Origin of the sequence: Mycobacterium montefiorense, from assembly GCF_025823255.1 — a bacterium.
Taxonomy (GTDB): Bacteria; Actinomycetota; Actinomycetes; order Mycobacteriales; family Mycobacteriaceae; genus Mycobacterium; species Mycobacterium montefiorense.
Window position 1 is genome coordinate 444,126 of record NZ_JACKVL010000012.1, and the last position, 14,002, is coordinate 458,127.

A 14,002-nucleotide genomic window follows, 5' to 3' on the forward strand; every position below is an offset into this window, starting at 1 on the left:
GGGTGGGTTTCCCGATAGGCTGACCGGATGCGCCCTGCACTGTCCGACTATCAGCATTTGGCCAGCGGCAAGGTCCGCGAGCTGTACCGCGTCGATGAAGAGCACCTCTTGCTGGTCGCCAGCGACCGGATATCGGCGTACGACTTTGTCCTGGACAGCACGATCCCGGACAAAGGCCGCATCCTGACCGCGATGAGTGTGTTCTTCTTCGGCCTCGTCGAGGCCCCCAACCATCTGGCCGGTCCCCCCGACGACCCGCGCATCCCCGGCGAGGTGCTGGGACGCGCGCTGGTGGTGCGCCAGCTCGAGATGATGCCGGTGGAGTGTGTGGCCCGCGGATATCTGACCGGCTCGGGGCTGCTGGACTATCAGGCGACCGGCAAGGTCTGCGGCATCACGCTGCCGCCGGGGCTGGTCGAGGCAAGCAAGTTCGCCCAACCGTTGTTCACTCCTGCGACCAAAGCCGCACTGGGCGACCATGACGAGAACATCGCCTTCGACCGGGTGATCGAGTTGGTGGGTCCGGTGGTCGCGAACCAATTGCGCGACCGCACGCTGCAGATCTATGTCCAGGCCGCCGATCACGCGCTGACGACGGGAATCATCATCGCCGACACCAAGTTCGAATTTGGCACCGACCGCAATGGCAACCTGTTGCTGGCCGACGAAATCTTCACCCCGGACTCCTCGCGGTACTGGCCCGCCCAGGATTACCGGGTGGGGGTGATTCAGACCAGTTTCGACAAGCAATTCGTCCGCAATTGGCTCACCAGCCCCGAATCTGGCTGGGACCGCCACGGCTCGGAACCCCCGCCACCGCTGCCCGATGACATTATCGCTGCCACTCGCGACCGTTATATCAATGCCTACGAACGGATTTCCGGTTTGAGTTTCGGCGACTGGATTGGCCCGAGCGCATGACAGGGTCCGATACCCAGATCCCGTCACCACCCTTAGCTAAACGAGTCGAGACCACACGCGAACACCACGGCGATGTATTCGTCGATCCGTACGAGTGGATGCGCGAAAAGTCGAACCCCGAAGTCATCGCCTACCTCGAGGCCGAGAACGACTACGTCGACCAGAGCCTTGCCCACCTTGAACCGTTGCGGCAAAAGATCTTCGACGAGATCAAGGCGCGCACCAAGGAGACCGATCTGTCGGTGCCGACCAGACAAGGTGACTGGTGGTACTACGCGCGAACTTTCGAGGGAAAGCAGTACCGCGTCCAGTGTCGTTGCCCGGTAACAGATCCCGATGATTGGAATCCGCCAGTTCTGGACGAGAACACGGAAATACCGGGCGAGCAGATTCTGCTGGATTCGAATGAAGAGGCCGATGGTCACGACTTCTTCGCCCTGGGCGCTGCGCTGGTCAGCTTGGATGCCAATCTGCTCGCTTACTCGGTCGACATCATCGGCGACGAGCGGTACACACTGCGGTTCAAGGACTTACGCACCGGCGAGAAGTACTCGGACGAGATCGCCGACATCGCGGGCGGGGTGACATGGGCTGCCGACGATCGCACCGTGTACTACCTGACCCTGGACGATGCCCACCGCCCGGACAAAGTGTGGCGGTATCAGCTGGGCTCCGGGGAGCCGTCGGAATTGGTGTATCACGAAGCCGACGAACGATTCTGGGTCGGGGCCGGCCTGAGCCGAAGCGAGGCGTACGTCTTCATCGCCTCGGGATCGTCGGTCACCTCTGAGGTCCGCTACGCCGATGCCGCGGATCCGCAGGCTGAGTTCACTGTCGTGCTGCCACGTCGAGAAGGTATCGAATACTCGGTCGAGCACGCGGTGGTCGGAGGGCAGGACCGATTCCTGATCCTGCACAACGATCGTGCGGTGAACTTCACGCTGACCGAAGCGCCGGTCAGCGATCCCACGCAGCAACGCACCCTGATTCAGCATCGCGACGACGTTCGGCTGGAAGCTGCGGATGCCTTTGCCGGCCATCTAGTGGTCAGCTATCGGCGTGCGGCGTTGCCGCGAATCCAGTTGTGGCCCATCAGTTCCGATGGTGACTACGGGGAGCCCGAGGAGATTGGGTTCGATTCGGAGCTGATGTCGTCGGGGCTGGGTGGCAATCCGAACTGGGTTTCGCCCAAGCTGCGGATCAGGGCCGGGTCTCTTGTCACGCCGTTGCGGGTCTACGACGTCGACCTGGATACCGGGGAGCGCACGCTGCTACGTGAACAACCGGTACTCGGCGACTACCGTCCAACCGACTACGTCGAACGACGCGACTGGGCAGTGGCTGCCGACGGCACTCGGATTCCGGTGTCGATCGTGCACCGGGCCGGCCTCGAATTTCCGGCACCCACACTCATTTACGGCTACGGCGCCTACGAGATATGCACGGACCCTGCCTTCTCCATCGCGCGATTGTCGTTGCTGGACCGGGACATGGCTTTTGCCATCGCCCACGTCCGCGGTGGGGGAGAGATGGGCCGGCTATGGTACGAGCACGGAAAGCTGCTGGAAAAGAAGAATACTTTTACCGACTTCGTCACGGCAGCAAAGCATTTGGTGGATTCGGGAGTGACGCGCCCGCGGCAGCTCGTGGCCTTGGGCGGCAGTGCGGGCGGGCTGCTGATGGGTGCGGTGGCCAACCTGGCGCCGGATCTGTTCGCCGGAATTCTCGCTCAGGTCCCGTTCGTCGACCCGCTGACCACGATCCTGGACCCCTCGTTGCCATTGACCGTCACCGAGTGGGACGAATGGGGAAATCCCTTGAGCGACAGCGAAGTCTACGCATACATGAAGTCGTATTCGCCCTACGAGAACGTCGAGACCAAGAATTACCCAGCCATCCTGGCGATGACGTCGTTGAACGACACCAGGGTCTTCTACGTGGAGCCGGCGAAGTGGGTCGCCTCGTTGCGGCACGCCAACGCAGGCGGTAACCCGGTGCTACTCAAGACGCAGATGGCCGCGGGCCATGGTGGCGTCAGTGGGCGCTACCGGGGCTGGCAGGAAACGGCATTCCAATATGCGTGGCTGCTAGCCGCTGCCGACGGCAACCGCGATGGCGGCGGCGAGGAAAACAATCTCGGTGGCGATTCGCCCGGGTAGCCGCGTGGTCATCGACTTGGGCGGATTGGGCATCCGGGACGCGTAGACGTTGGCCGGAAACATCGCCAGCATCAGCGCCAGCAGGCACACGGCCGCCGCGGTTCGGGTCGCGGTGAGCAGCAGCCCCGCGGCGCCCAGCAGTTCCAGCACGCCGGTGACGGTGACGAGCAGGCCCGGCGCGGGCAACCGGGGCGGCACGATCGCGATCAGGTCGCGACGCATCGGCGGCGCAAAGTGTGCGATTCCGGTCAGGACGAACATGGCGGCCAGCCCGACGGTGATCGCCGCGGTCCAACCGGTGACGTAATCGACGCCGAGCCGGCCGACAACCCAAGCGGCAATGCTGCCGAGCAGCAGGGTGATCAGCGGAGCCATCTCAGTTCTCCAATCTAGACAACGACAAGATTAACGCTCACGCTAGAACCCTTATCTAGCCACTGTCAAGTTCGGTCGGTATGCTCGCCGCTATGGACCGTCCGAATTACCACCACGGTGACCTGCGCACGGTGATCTTGAGCGAAGCCGCGCGCCTGGTGGCGCAGCGCGGCGCGGACCGGATGTCGTTGCGCGAACTGGCCCGCGACGCGGGCGTGTCACATGCCGCGCCGGCTCACCACTTCATCGATCGTCGCGGCCTGTTCACCGCGCTCGCCGCACAGGGCTTTGCGCTGCTGGCGCAGGCGCTGAAAAGCGCTCGCGGTCACTTCGCCGACGCGGCGCTGGCCTACGTGCGGTTCGCTCTAGACCATCCCGGCCACTATCAGGTGATGTTGAACAAGTCGCTGCTCGACGCCGAGGATGCCGACCTGGCCGCCGCGGAAGCCGCCGCCGGTGCCGAGTTGGCGCGCGGCGTGGCGACGCTGCGCGATCCCCATGCGCAGGCCGACCCCGCGGCTGCGCAGTTGGCGGCATGGTCTCTGGTGCATGGGTTTTCGATGCTGTGGCTCAACGACGCGGTGAGTGCTCAGGTCAAAGAGACCGACCCGATGGAATCCGTACTGCGGATCGCGACGATGCTATTCGAGGGCTGAGCCGGGTCAGTCCGCCGGCGCTTCTGCGGGCTCGGGGTCCCGCTCCGGCTCCGGCCGCTTCATCGGCAGAAACGCTGCCGGGATGATCGTCAGCACCAGCAACGCGACCGCCACCACGAACACCGCCGTGTAGGCGTGGGAGAAACCGTGCGTCACGTTGTTCGCGAAATCGGGGCCCATGCTTTTCCAGGCCGATGACGAGGCCTCGATCGGCATGCGTTGCCCGCTGGCTTGCTGTTGGGCCGCGACGAGCTTGCTTGCCGTCACCAGAGTTTCGTTGTGAGCGAACAGCTGCGTCAGAATCACGCCCAGCAGCGCAGCCCCGATCGATCCGCTCACCTGCTGGTTGACGGTGACCAGCGTGGTGCCGCGAGCGACCTGATGCGGGGCCAGTGATTGCAGGACCGCCGCCGACAGCGGCGTCGTGGTGCAGCCGACGCCCAGGCCCATCACCGCGAGCCCGATCAGCAGCGTCGGATTGTAGGCGGCTTCCGTGGCGACACCGTAGGTGAAGATGCCTAGACCCACCGCCATCGTCGGAAGGCCGATCAGCACCATCAGGCCGGGTCCGCGCTTGTCCATGAATGCCCCGGCGAGCGGCATCGTCAAGACCGCGCCCAGGCCGACCGGCAGCAGATACAGCCCGGAATGCATCGGTGTTTGGTGCATCACGACTTGGAAGTAACTCGGGACCAGCAGCCCGAGCCCGACAAACGGGGCACCGAATACCAGCAGGGCGAGGTTGGCGTGGGTGACCACGCGATTTTTGAAAAGGCGAAGGTCGATCAGCGGATGGTCGGTGCGGAAGGAATGCAGGACGAATGCCGCGACCAGCAACAGCCCCATGATCGTCGGCACCAACGCGGCGGGAGCGGTGATCGTGCCCTGCGCCGGGATCGATGACACTCCGGCCAAAAACAGCGTGACACCCGGCGGCAGCAGCAGCACGCTGACGATGTCGAGTTTTTCGGCCGGGGCCGGGCGATCCTTGGGAAAGGTGATTGCTGCGAGGACGATCGCGAGCAGCCCGATCGGCAGGTTGATCAGGAAGATCCACTCCCAGCCGTAGGCGCCGACGAGCCAGCCGCCCAGGATCGGCCCGCCGATCGGACCGAGCAGGATCGGAATTCCCCCGATCGCCATCAACCGGCCGACGCGCTTCGGACCCGCTTCATGAGTGAGGATCACGAAGCTCAGCGGCATTAACATGCCGCCACCGATACCCTGAATCACCCGAAATACGATGAGCAGCATGATGGTTGGCGCTATCGCGCACAGCAGCGAGCCCAGCATGAACACCAGTACCGAACCGATGAACAGACGTTTGGTGCCGAACCTGTCTGCCGCCTATCCGGTCACCGGGATCACGGTCGCAAAGGCGAGCATGTAGGCGGCCACCGTCCAGGAAACGACCGCCTGGCTGGAATTGAACTGCGTGACGAAGGTGCCTTGGGCGACCGCGACGACGGTGCTGTCCAGCACCGCCATCACAGCGGCGAGCCCGCAGATAAAGACGACGCGGAGCAGCTTGGCGTCTAGCTTGTCGGGATAGTCGCGACCGCTCGCAACCGCCTGTCCGGTGGAAGCGTAGGACACCGCGACGCTGGGGGCTGCGGAATGGGCTCCTTCCATGGCGTCGCTGAGCATGCGGCCGAGCATATCGAAGACGGACCTGCGATTTTGCGGCTTTCCAGGTATCCCCAAGCTGTAATTCCCGGGGAAAATCGGCTATTTACGGCCCGCCGGGTTGCGATTTGTGCGCATCCGTCATCTTCTCAGGAGCTGTCTAATCAGTGTTCGCGACCATTTCTGTAACACCATTCACGGAGGGCAATAGTGCTGTTCAAGCATCGATCAATGCTATTGTGCGATTGTTTGAGTCGCCGGCTTTTTTGGCAGAAATGACGCCGGGATGATGGTAAATGCGACCAATATCGCGGCGACCACAAATACGGACGTATAGGCGTGCGAAAGATCATGCAAGAGATTAGTCGAAAAGCCGGGGGCCAGTGACTGGTGTGGTATTTGTGACGAATCGACGGGGACACCGCTGATCGCGGCCTTCTGTTGCAGCGCCGCAAGCTTGTTCGCCGCGACGATGTCTTCGCTCCGGTCGAACTGGTTGGTCAGGATCATCGCCATCAGCGCGGTGCCCACCGACCCGCCCACCTGGTGGCCGACGCTCATCAGAGTCGTCCCGCGGGCGATCTGGTGCGGCGCCAGTGCCTGCACCGAGGCCACCGAAAGCGGCATCATGGTGCAACCCATCCCCAAGCCCATGATCGTCAGCGCGACCAGCAGGGTGGGTGCGTAGCCGGCGTGCCTAGCCACGCCGAAAGCGAACGTGCCCAGTCCCGCGATGATCAGCGCGATACCGATCAGCACGAACTTGCCCGGGCCCTGTCTATCCACAAGCGGACCCGCCAACCGCATGGTCGCCATCGCGCCGAGCCCCTGCGGGATCAGGTGCACTCCGGCCTGCATCGGCGTCTGGTGCAGCACCTGCTGGAAATAGCTCGGAAGCAGCAGGCCAGCGCTGAAGAAGGCGGCGGCGAACAGCAGCATCGTCACATTGGCCCTGGTGAGCACCGGATTCTGGAACAGATGCAGATCGATGAGTGGGTGATCCGCGCGGCGCAACGCGTGCACAACGAATGCGGCGATCAGCGCCACGCCGATTGCCGCGGGGATCAAGACACGCCGATCGGCGATCGTCCCGCAGCGTGGGACCGACGAAACCGCGAACAGAAACGTCGCCAGTCCGGGCGAGAGCAGCAGCCCGCCGATAACATCGAATGTCTCCGACCGAGCGGGGTGATCCCGGGGGAACACGATTCCGGCGGCGAGGAATGTGGCCAGCCCGACTGGCAGGTTGATCAAGAAGATCCACCGCCAACTGGAGGTGTCGATCAGCCAGCCGCCCAGGATTGGGCCGGCGATCGGAGCGAGCAGCATCGGGATGCTCAATATCGACATCAGCCGGCCGAGCCGCCCGGGCCCCGCTTCGCGCGTCATTATCATGAATCCCAGCGGCATCAACATGCCGCCACTGATACCCTGAATCACGCGAAATATAATGAGCTGCAATATATTTGATGCTATCGCGCACAGTAGCGAACCCAGCACGAACGCCACCACCGAGCCCATGAAGAGTCGTTTGGTACCGAACCGGTCGGCCGCCCATCCGGTCAGTGGGATGACGGTCGCCAACCCGAGCGTGTAGCCGGTCATCGTCCATGCGACGACCGCCTGGTTGGATCCGAACTCGGCGATGAAAGTGCGCTGCGCGACGGTGACGACCGTGACGTCCAGGATCGCCATGATCGTGGCGAGCAGGCACACGCCGGAAATCCGCAACAGCTGGGCGTCGAGCTTGTCAGGATAACTACGTTCCGCGGCGCCCAACAGCCCGGCGGGGGCGGTGGGCAGCGCAGCGTCGCCCGCTGCGGAACGGGCCTTGTCCATGGCGTTGCTTAGCATATCGAACCGATATCGGAATCTGGGGCTGGTACGCGCCAGCTGCCGGCGTGCCGCTGTGCGGCGATCGCGCGGTGGTGCGTTGCGTGGTGCGCGCCGCGATCCGGTCGACGGCCCAACTCCGTTGCGCGAAAGCCGCATTCCAGCCCGCGAGTGACATCTGGCATACGCGCCGATATACGCTTGCCGTCTGCGTGTCCTTCACCATCTCGACACCTGCGCTCGTCAAACTGCGGGTGTGTCTGGAAAATTGATCGTCTCGGTCTCAGGGATAGGCGAGCGCACCCGGGCCGACGTCGACGCGTTCTGTGCACAAATGGATTCGCGTAAGGTGCCTGTTTCGTTGCTGGTGGCTCCACGCCTGTCCGGCGACTACCGGCTTGACCACGATCCGCGCACCGTCGAGTGGCTGACTGCCCGGCGGGCCTCCGGTGACGCCATCGTGCTGCACGGTTACGACGACGCCGCGACCAAGAAGCGGCGTGCCGAGTTCGCCATGCTGCGGGCACACGAGGCCAACCTTCGGCTGATGGCTGCCGACCGCGTGCTCGAACACCTGGGGCTGCGTACCCGGCTGTTCGCCGCGCCGGGCTGGACCGTCTCGCCCGGTGTCGTTAAGGCATTACCGGGCAACGGTTTTCGTCTTCTAGCGGATTTGCACGGCATTACCGATCTGGTCCGCCACAGCACCGCGCGCAGCCGTGTACTCGGCATTGGAGAGGGGTTCCTCACCGAGCCGTGGTGGTGCCGCTTGGTGGTGCTGTCCGCTGAGCGGATCGCCCGTCGCGGCGGCATCGTGCGGGTGGCGGTCGCGGCCCGTCAGTTACGTAAGCCGGGTCCGCTACAGGCGATGCTGGACGCCGTCGACCTCGCGTCGATGCACGGGTGCACGCCGACGGTGTATCGCTGGCGACCCGACAGGGCGGTTCTCGACGCGGCCTGACTAAGCCATCTGATTAATCGCTTGATCGGGGGCATTACCCTGGTGCGACATGAGCGATTCTTCGGCGGCAGGCTTCGCCGCTGACGCGATTGTCGTCGGAGCGGGACTGGCTGGTTTGGTGGCCGCCTGCGAGTTGGTGGACCGCGGCTTGCGGGTGCTGATCCTCGATCAGGAGAACAGCGCCAATCTGGGTGGACAGGCGTTCTGGTCTTTTGGCGGTCTGTTCTTTGTCGACAGTCCCGAGCAGCGTCGGCTGGGCATTCGGGACAGCCATGAGCTTGCGTTGCAGGACTGGCTGGGCACAGCGGCTTTCGATCGGGAAGAAGACTACTGGCCACGGCAGTGGGCGCACGCGTACGTGGATTTCGCGGCGGGGGAGAAGCGCGGCTGGCTGCGCGACCGGGGTCTGAAGATCTTTCCATTGGTCGGCTGGGCCGAACGTGGCGGTTACAACGCGCAGGGGCACGGCAACTCGGTGCCGCGGTTCCACATCACCTGGGGCACCGGGCCCGCCCTGGTCGACATTTTCGCGCGTCAGCTGCGCGATCGCTCGACCGTCCGCTTCGCCCACCGGCACCAAGTCGATGAGTTGATCGTCGAGGGTGGCGCGGTGACCGGCGTTCGGGGCACCGTGCTGCAGCCATCGACCGAACCGCGCGGCGTATCCTCATCGCGAAAGGCATTGGGGGAATTCGAATTTCGTGCGTCCGCAGTGCTCGTGACCAGCGGCGGTATCGGTGGTAACCACGATCTGGTGCGCGCGAACTGGCCAAAGCGAATGGGCCGTGTGCCCGAGCAGATGCTGAGCGGCGTGCCGGCCCACGTGGACGGCAGGATGATCGGCATCTCCCAGCAGGCCGGGGCCCGCGTGATCAATCCCGACCGGATGTGGCACTACACCGAGGGCATCACCAACTACGACCCGATCTGGCCGCTGCACGGCATCCGGATCATCCCCGGCCCGTCATCGCTATGGCTGGATGCGGACGGCAATCGGTTGCCGGTTCCGCTGTATCCCGGCTTCGACACGCTGGGCACATGTGAGTACATCACCAAATCCGGGTACGACTACACCTGGTTTATCGTGAACGCCAAGATCATTGAGAAGGAATTTGCGCTTTCGGGGCAAGAGCAGAACCCCGATCTGACCGGCCAGAGCGTGCGCGCGCTGCTACGTAACCGGGCCCGCTCCGGCCCGCCCGGCCCGGTTCAAGCCTTCATCGATCGGGGTGTGGACTTCGTCAGCGCAGATTCGTTGCGCGAGTTGGTAACCGGCATGAATAAGCTGCCGAATGTGGTCCCACTGGACTATGCGACGGTGGAGGCCGAGGTCACCGCCCGCGATCGCGAGGTGGCCAACAAGTTCAGCAAAGACGGTCAGATCACCGCGATCCGCGCCGCCCGCGGATATTTGGGCGACCGGCTGGGCCGGGTGGTGGCGCCGCACCGGTTGACCGATCCGAAAGCCGGGCCGTTGATCGCGGTCAAACTGCATATCGTGACACGAAAGACGCTGGGCGGCATCGAGACTGATCTTGCTGGGCGAGTTCTCACCGATGACGGCACGCCGCTGACGGGCCTGTATGCGGCCGGTGAGGTGGCCGGGTTCGGCGGTGGCGGTGTGCACGGTTACCGGGCCCTGGAGGGCACGTTCCTGGGCGGCTGCATTTTCAGCGGCCGGGCAGCGGGCCGCGGCACCGCCGACGACATAACCTAGCCCTGGTGCGCTGAGCGAGCTAGAAGGTGACGCCGCTTTCTTCGGGCAACGGCTGGAAGTCGGTGTCGGTCATCTCGGTGAAGCGGCCGTAGTAGATACCCCTGGCCTCGGGAGTGAGGATGCCTTGGTGAATGGGAACCGCGCGTGTCGGAGCCACCGCGCGCAGGTAGTCGATGGCCTCGGAGATCTTCATCCAGGGGGCCGCCGCCGGCGCGGCCAGTACATCCACCGGTTCGTCGGGCACGAACAATGCATCGCCGGGGTGCATCAACCGGGCGCGGTGGTCGCCGTCGCCTACCAGATACGAAAGGTTCTCTATCACAGGGATTTCCGGGTGGATCACGGCGTGCTGCCCGCCGAGCGCCCGAATCGTCAGTTCACCGATCGTCAGCTCGTCGCCGGCGTGAACCGCCCGGAAGGGCGCGTCCAGTTGTGCCGCGGTTTGCGAATCGGTGTAGAGCGCGGCCCCGGGGTTGGCCGCAATAAGCGCCGGCAACCGCGCCGGGTCGACATGATCCGGGTGCTGGTGTGTGATCAGGATGGCGTCCAGCCCGGTGATTCCCTCGAAACCATGCGCGAAGGTTCCGGGATCAAAGAGCACGCTAGTGTGGTCGAACTCGGCAAGTAGGCAGGAATGGCCGAAATGCGTCAATTGCATGTCTACGATTGTGCCCTGACGGGGGTGGTCGTGTGCGGGTAGTTTTCGCGACGATACTGGTCGCCGGCGGCTTGGTGGCCGCCCTGGTTTTCGTTGTCCCGGCACCGGCCGAACCGGAGAGCTGCCCACCGGTCTGCGACCAAATCCCGGCCACCGCCTGGATACAGCAGCGCGCCGTGCCACTGAACTCGACCTACAACTGGCCCCCGCTGGCGGGCCTGGCGGTGCAGGTGACCGGCGTCGGGGCAGGCCCGCGTTTCCGGTTCGAGGAGCTGTGTGGCACGCAGCCACTAGCGCAGGACCCACGCGCGTCGGCGGTCGCGGCCCGCGCGACGGTGGTCCACCCGGACGGCCAATGGCAGCTGCAGGCCCAGATCGTGCACTGGCGCGGCGACACGGCCCGTGGCGGCTCGATCGCGTCCTCGGTGTTCGGCAATGCCGTCGCGGTGCTGCGTGGCTGCCAGCAGGGGGCGCCATTGCAGTCGCCGTCGATCACCACCGACGAGCCGAACCGGATGGCCGCCGTGATCAGCGGGCCGGTGATCATGCATACCTACCTGGTCGCACACGCTTCAAGCAGCACTATCAGCGAACTGACGCTGTGGTCTGCCGCGCCGCCGCAGGTGCCCTGGCCGTCGATGGCAGACGCTCAGGTGCTGGACTCGCTGACGGCGCCGCTGTGCGAGGCCTATATCGCCTCGTGCCCGTGAGCCGCACCCGGTAGCTGCCGCCGGTAGAGTTGGCGCCGACAAAGATCCGAGGAGGAGGAACGCCGGTGGCGCGGGTGATCGTTCATGTGATGCCCAAAGCGGAGATTCTCGACCCGCAGGGCCAGGCGATTGTCGGCGCGCTGGGCCGACTCGGACATCCCGGGATCTCAGATGTCCGTCAGGGCAAGAGGTTTGAGCTCGAAGTCGACGACACCGTCGATGACACCGCGCTCGCCGAGATAGCGGAGTCGCTGTTGGCCAATACCGTCATCGAGGACTGGACGATCAGCCGGGAAGTGTTGTGACAGCGCGGATCGGGGTCATCACCTTTCCCGGGACGCTGGACGACGTGGATGCCGCGCGTGCGGTGCGCCGTGTCGGCGCGGAAGCGGTCAGCCTGTGGCACGCTGATGCCGACCTCAAGGCGGTGGACGCGGTAGTGGTGCCGGGTGGGTTTTCCTACGGCGACTATCTGCGGGCCGGTGCGATCGCCCGATTCGCCCCGGTGATGTCCGAAGTGGTGTATGCGGCGAGCCGCGGTATGCCGGTATTGGGAATTTGCAACGGTTTTCAGGTGCTTTGTGAGACCAGGCTGCTGCCCGGGGTACTGGCCCGCAACGCGGGTTTGCACTTCATCTGCCGCGACGTATGGCTTCGGGTGGCATCGAATTCGACGGCGTGGACGTCGCGCTTCGAGCCCGACGCGGACCTGCTGGTTCCGCTGAAATCGGGCGAGGGTCGCTATGTGGCACCGGAGAACGTGCTCAACGAACTCGAGGGCGAGGGCCGCGTGGTGTTTCGGTATCACGACGACATCAACGGCTCGATGCGCGGCATCGCCGGCATCAGCTCGGCCAATGGTCGCGTCGTCGGGTTGATGCCGCACCCCGAGCATGCCATCGAAGCGTTGACCGGCCCCTCCGACGACGGTCTGGGTTTGTTCTACTCAGCGCTGGATGCCGTTCTCGCCGCCTGACGTACTCTGCGCGGGAATTCCCGCGGCACTGCGTAATTCAGCGAAGGCCTTGGTCATTGCATCGGTTGCTTCATGCGGGTCTTTGAACGTCTGGTCGTCGGTGAGTACCGCGATGCCGAGTCCGTCGACGTAGCTCCACACCGTGATGTTGACGGGCGCGCCCGGTGAGAGCACCCCGGTGGAGTAGATCTCGGTTACCGTGGCGCCGCCGAAATGCCCTCGCTCGCGCGGTCCGATCACGCTGGAGACCGCCACATTCATCAGCTTGTTCGGCACGTCATGACGGCCAAGCCAGCCGAAGGCGGCCGGAGCGAACGCTGTGGGCAGATAGGCCATCAGCCGCCCGTAGAGTTCCGGGCCCATGATTTCGTGGTCCTCTTTGGCGATCCGGGTCGCCAAAGAGACCAGCCGCGCCCGCTCGGCGGGATCGGCGATGTGTACCGGCAGCGAGATCATCAGACCGCTGATCTCGTTGCCGGTAACGCGGCCCGACTTGTCGGTCGCGGTGGGCACCGAAGCAATGATCGGGCGCTGCGCTTGGCCGTCGTAGTCCAACAGCAGCGTGCGCAGCCCGCCGGTGGCTATTGCCAGCACCATGTCGTTGACGGTGACGCCCAACGCCTTGGCGGTCGCCTTGACCTCGGCCAGCGGCACCGTGGTGCTGGCGAACCGCCGCTGCGGGGACACCACGTGGTTGAGGAAGGTCGACGGTGCGTCGAAGGCGTCGGCTAGATCCGGGTGATCCCCGCGCTGCTTGGACCGGCGCCGCACCCGGCTCATCCCCACCGCGGCGTCCATGAGCAGCCGGGGCAGCTCGGCGATCTGCCGGGCATGGTCGCGCGCGGCCGCGCGCAGCAGATCGCCCCTCGTCGCGGTGCTGCCCACCTCGTCGTTGTCGCGCTCGTCCTGCACCATGCCCTCGAGATCCATTGCGCGCGCCAGCAGGTTGACCGAGGCGACGCCGTCGGCCAACGCGTGGTGCACCTTGCCGATCAACGCATACCGGCCGCCGGTCAAGCCTTCGGCGAAGTGGAATTCCCACAGCGGGCGGCTGCGGTCCAGCGGCGTGGAGGCAACGCGCCCGATGACCTCGTCCAGTTCGCACCGGCCACCCGGGGCGGGCACCTGCACTCGGCGCAAGTGGTAGTCCAGATCGACGTCGCAGTCCTCTTGCCACATCGGGTGGTGCAGCTGCCACGGGATGTCGACGAGCTGGTAGCGCAACGGTTCCAGCAGATGCAGCCGACGGCGCACATGGTGCCGGAAGGCCTCGAAGTCGAACTCACCGTCGAAATCGGACGGGTCGAGAATCGCTACTTTCAGCGTGTGGGTATGCAGGTTGGGCGTCTCGCTGTACAGCAGCATGGCGTCCATGCCGTTGAGTCTTTTCACACGTCACCTCGCCGTAGT

General features: G+C 64.6%; 12 protein-coding genes and 1 pseudogene. 8 read left to right on the plus strand and 5 right to left on the minus strand.

Annotation, left to right across the window (positions count from 1 at the left end):
- The first annotated feature begins 27 nt into the window (after nt 1-27).
- Nucleotides 28-921 (plus strand): phosphoribosylaminoimidazolesuccinocarboxamide synthase, encoded by an 894-nt coding sequence (locus H7K34_RS11790; RefSeq protein WP_264062065.1) that lies wholly within the window; start codon nt 28-30, stop codon nt 919-921.
- On the plus strand, nt 918-3,080 hold the full coding sequence (locus H7K34_RS11795; RefSeq protein ID WP_264062066.1) for a S9 family peptidase: 2,163 nt from the start codon (nt 918-920) through the stop codon (nt 3,078-3,080). Before H7K34_RS11790 ends, H7K34_RS11795 begins: the two co-directional genes overlap by 4 nt.
- Here the strand turns inward: H7K34_RS11795 and H7K34_RS11800 are convergent.
- Nucleotides 3,009-3,455, minus strand: a complete 447-nt coding sequence (locus H7K34_RS11800; RefSeq protein WP_264062068.1) for a DoxX family protein — start codon at nt 3,453-3,455, stop codon at nt 3,009-3,011. The two genes, H7K34_RS11795 and H7K34_RS11800, sit on opposite strands and share 72 nt — an antisense overlap.
- Nucleotides 3,456-3,547: 92 nt before the next feature.
- On the opposite strand from H7K34_RS11800, the gene H7K34_RS11805 reads away from it, so the two are divergent.
- Entirely contained in the window at nt 3,548-4,111 is a 564-nt protein-coding gene (locus tag H7K34_RS11805) for a TetR/AcrR family transcriptional regulator (RefSeq protein WP_264062069.1), read from the plus strand.
- Nucleotides 4,112-4,117: 6 nt separating this feature from the next.
- Here the strand turns inward: H7K34_RS11805 and H7K34_RS11810 are convergent.
- Nucleotides 4,118-5,758, minus strand: a pseudogene (locus tag H7K34_RS11810) (DHA2 family efflux MFS transporter permease subunit).
- Between the two features lie 213 nt (nt 5,759-5,971).
- Complete coding sequence (locus H7K34_RS11815) at nt 5,972-7,591, minus strand: DHA2 family efflux MFS transporter permease subunit (RefSeq protein WP_264062070.1); 1,620 nt, start codon at nt 7,589-7,591, stop codon at nt 5,972-5,974.
- A gap of 235 nt (nt 7,592-7,826) precedes the next feature.
- Here H7K34_RS11815 and H7K34_RS11820 point away from each other — a divergent pair, with 235 nt between their 5' ends.
- Both H7K34_RS11820 and H7K34_RS11825 read left to right on the plus strand, forming a co-directional pair.
- Nucleotides 7,827-8,531 (plus strand): DUF2334 domain-containing protein, encoded by a 705-nt coding sequence (locus H7K34_RS11820; protein ID WP_264062071.1) that lies wholly within the window; start codon nt 7,827-7,829, stop codon nt 8,529-8,531.
- 49 nt (nt 8,532-8,580) lie between these two features.
- Nucleotides 8,581-10,248: an FAD-binding dehydrogenase gene (locus tag H7K34_RS11825; RefSeq protein ID WP_264062072.1), complete on the plus strand. Its 1,668-nt coding sequence runs from the start codon at nt 8,581-8,583 to the stop codon at nt 10,246-10,248.
- Nucleotides 10,249-10,267: 19 nt separating this feature from the next.
- Here the strand turns inward: H7K34_RS11825 and H7K34_RS11830 are convergent, their stop codons facing one another.
- Nucleotides 10,268-10,906, minus strand: coding sequence for an MBL fold metallo-hydrolase (locus H7K34_RS11830; protein ID WP_264062073.1), 639 nt, complete (start codon nt 10,904-10,906; stop codon nt 10,268-10,270).
- Between the two features lie 32 nt (nt 10,907-10,938).
- Between H7K34_RS11830 and H7K34_RS11835 the strand changes: the two genes are divergently transcribed.
- The 3 genes from H7K34_RS11835 (at nt 10,939) to purQ (ending at nt 12,592) form a co-directional block, all read left to right on the plus strand.
- Nucleotides 10,939-11,616, plus strand: coding sequence for an ATPase (locus H7K34_RS11835; protein WP_264062074.1), 678 nt, complete (start codon nt 10,939-10,941; stop codon nt 11,614-11,616).
- A 65-nt stretch (nt 11,617-11,681) separates the two neighbouring features.
- Entirely contained in the window at nt 11,682-11,921 is a 240-nt protein-coding gene (gene purS, locus H7K34_RS11840; protein WP_108920465.1) for a phosphoribosylformylglycinamidine synthase subunit PurS, read from the plus strand.
- A complete protein-coding gene (purQ, locus tag H7K34_RS11845) occupies nt 11,918-12,592 on the plus strand; it encodes a phosphoribosylformylglycinamidine synthase subunit PurQ (protein WP_108920466.1) in 675 nt (224 codons plus the stop codon). Before purS ends, purQ begins: the two co-directional genes overlap by 4 nt.
- Here the strand turns inward: purQ and H7K34_RS11850 are convergent.
- Entirely contained in the window at nt 12,563-13,984 is a 1,422-nt protein-coding gene (locus H7K34_RS11850; protein WP_264062075.1) for a WS/DGAT/MGAT family O-acyltransferase, read from the minus strand. The two genes, purQ and H7K34_RS11850, sit on opposite strands and share 30 nt — an antisense overlap.
- Nucleotides 13,985-14,002: the final 18 nt, after the last annotated feature.

What these genes read in the sequence shown, in the direction of transcription:
- H7K34_RS11790 (WP_264062065.1), top strand. Translation starts at nt 28, where the DNA reads ATGCGCCCTGCACTGTCCGACTATCAGCATTTGGCCAGCGGCAAGGTC.
- H7K34_RS11795 (WP_264062066.1), top strand. Translation starts at nt 918, where the DNA reads ATGACAGGGTCCGATACCCAGATCCCGTCACCACCCTTAGCTAAACGA.
- H7K34_RS11800 (WP_264062068.1), bottom strand. Translation starts at nt 3,455, where the DNA reads ATGGCTCCGCTGATCACCCTGCTGCTCGGCAGCATTGCCGCTTGGGTT.
- H7K34_RS11805 (WP_264062069.1), top strand. Translation starts at nt 3,548, where the DNA reads ATGGACCGTCCGAATTACCACCACGGTGACCTGCGCACGGTGATCTTG.
- H7K34_RS11815 (WP_264062070.1), bottom strand. Translation starts at nt 7,591, where the DNA reads ATGCTAAGCAACGCCATGGACAAGGCCCGTTCCGCAGCGGGCGACGCT.
- H7K34_RS11825 (WP_264062072.1), top strand. Translation starts at nt 8,581, where the DNA reads ATGAGCGATTCTTCGGCGGCAGGCTTCGCCGCTGACGCGATTGTCGTC.
- H7K34_RS11830 (WP_264062073.1), bottom strand. Translation starts at nt 10,906, where the DNA reads ATGCAATTGACGCATTTCGGCCATTCCTGCCTACTTGCCGAGTTCGAC.